Raw genomic sequence first — 369 nt, forward strand, 5'->3', positions numbered from 1 at the left:
CTTCCGTAAAGGGGCGGTGATAACCGCTATTCACAGCAGTGCGCGCCGGGATCGCAGTTTTGAAATGGCGTTTACTGCCATTCCCTACTCTGAAACCGTGTGCTTCCGACCGGTGTTAATCCCGAAACCGCGGATAGCGGGCACCCTGCCGGCCCGGGTGAGCAGCTCGGTAGTAAACGACCGGTACGGGGATATTGATAAAGACGGGTTGTACCGGGTGTCGTTTGACTTTGACCGGGCGGACTGGCCGCAGGGGGGAGAAAGCCTGTGGGTGCGTCTGGCCCGCCCTTACGCAGGTGACACCTACGGTTTTCACTGGCCGTTGCTGATAGGTACGGAAGTGGCGATCGCATTTGAAGGGGGCGACCC

The 369-nt window shown here is 59.6% G+C and carries 1 protein-coding gene; it reads left to right on the forward strand.

What is annotated here, in order from left to right:
* On the forward strand, nucleotides 1-369 hold a 369-nt coding region (locus ABR397_RS23500; RefSeq protein ID WP_350307807.1), incomplete at both ends, for a phage baseplate assembly protein V.

Source organism: Photorhabdus viridis, assembly GCF_040256935.1.
Taxonomy (GTDB): domain Bacteria; phylum Pseudomonadota; class Gammaproteobacteria; order Enterobacterales; family Enterobacteriaceae; genus Photorhabdus; species Photorhabdus viridis.